Source organism: Hydrogenophaga sp. (genome assembly GCF_031426985.1).
GTDB lineage: Bacteria > Pseudomonadota > Gammaproteobacteria > Burkholderiales > Burkholderiaceae_C > Hydrogenophaga.
This window is the reverse complement of the sequence record NZ_JASJOY010000115.1, coordinates 1-1,536: the sequence shown is the minus strand read 5'-3', so window position 1 is coordinate 1,536 and position 1,536 is coordinate 1. Positions and strand designations below refer to the sequence as shown.

2 protein-coding genes are annotated in these 1,536 nt (G+C 63.6%); both read right to left on the bottom strand.

The features are described 5' to 3' along the window. Window positions 1-100: 50S ribosomal protein L28 (rpmB, locus tag RMP09_RS14480; protein WP_310566687.1), on the bottom strand; the 100-nt coding region annotated here is incomplete at its 3' end. A gap of 310 nt (window positions 101-410) precedes the next feature. Then, entirely contained in the window at window positions 411-1,355 is a 945-nt protein-coding gene (gene trxB, locus RMP09_RS14475) for a thioredoxin-disulfide reductase (RefSeq protein ID WP_310566686.1), read from the bottom strand. Between the last annotated feature and the right edge of the window lie 181 nt (window positions 1,356-1,536).

Here is a 1,536-nt window from a genome sequence, read left to right as displayed (position 1 = left end):
GCAGGTTCGGCAGGAACCGGCGCTTGGTTTTGTTGTTGGCGTGGGAAACATTGTTCCCGACCATGGGCTTCTTGCCCGTGACGTCGCAGACGCGTGCCATGAGGACACTCCGATTTCATCAAACGGCCGCTACCCGTGCGGTAGGGGCCTCACCTCGCCAGAAGAAAGGGTGGCGGTAACCCTGAATTTGCAACGCGCAGCCAGAAGGCTGTTTGCAGCAAAGCCGACGATTATATGCAATCCCGAAAGGAGCCGCCAGAAACGCCGACCGGCGGCGCGAAGCGCCTTCGTTCCAAGGCGCGGGCGGAACGAAGTGCCTGCTTTCCAGAGGCTCCGCGGAACGGGCTTTGCCCGGTCGCAGGTGCCGCCCCCCTTCAAGGGGGGGGAGACGCCGAAGGCGGCGCAGGGAGTTATCCCTGCTGCTCCAGGAAGCGCTGCGCGTCCAGTGCCGCCATGCAGCCGGTGCCGGCGCTGGTGATGGCCTGGCGGTAGATGTGGTCCTGCACGTCGCCGGCGGCGAAGACGCCCGGCACGCTGGTCATGGTGGCCATGCCGTTGTTGCCGGACTGGGTGAGGATGTAGCCGTCCTTCATCTCCAGCTGGCCCCGGAAGATCTCGGTGTTGGGGCTGTGGCCGATGGCGATGAAGCAGCCTTTGACGGTCAGGTCCTCGGTGGCGCCGCTCTGCACGTTCTTCACGCGCACGCCGGTCACCCCCATGGGGTCGCCCAGCACTTCGTCGAGCACGTTGTGCAGCTTGAGCTCGATCTTGCCTTCCTTCACCTTCTCCATCAGCTTGTCGATCAGGATGGCTTCGGCCTTGAACGTGTCGCGGCGGTGGATCAGCGTGACCTTGCGTGCGATGTTGGACAGGTAGAGCGCTTCTTCCACCGCGGTGTTGCCGCCACCGACCACGCCCACGTCCTGGCCGCGGTAGAAGAAGCCGTCGCAGGTGGCGCAGGCCGAAATGCCCTTGCCCATGAAGGCTTCTTCAGACGGCAGGCCCAGGTAGCGGGCCGATGCGCCGGTGGCGATGATCAGCGCGTCGCAGCTGTATTCGCCGCTGTCGCCCTTGAGCACGAAGGGACGCTTGGAAAAATCGACCGCGTTGATGTGGTCGAACACGATTTCGGTGTTGAAACGTTCCGCGTGCGCCAGAAAACGCTGCATCAGTTCGGGGCCCTGCACGCCGTGCACGTCGGCGGGCCAGTTGTCCACGTCGGTGGTGGTCATCAGCTGTCCGCCCTGGGCGATGCCGGTGATGAGCAGCGGGTTGAGGTTGGCGCGCGCGGCGTAGACGGCGGCGGTGTAGCCCGCGGGGCCGGAGCCCAGAATCAGTACTTTTGTATGCTTCATGATGCAGAGCCCCACGGATCACCCGGGGCTGTGGTTTAGAGTAGGCGCTGGAGCCGTGGTGTTCGGCCTTGTGCCAGACATTGTATGAAGGCGCGTTGCAACAGCAGTCTGATCAGAGGAATAGCCGCATGTCCATCCTGTCCAATCTGGATCTGATTCGCCGGGTCCCGCTGTTTTCCAC

Coding starts and splice junctions, on each gene's coding strand:
- trxB (WP_310566686.1), bottom strand. CDS start 1,355: ATGAAGCATACAAAAGTACTGATTCTGGGCTCCGGCCCCGCGGGCTAC.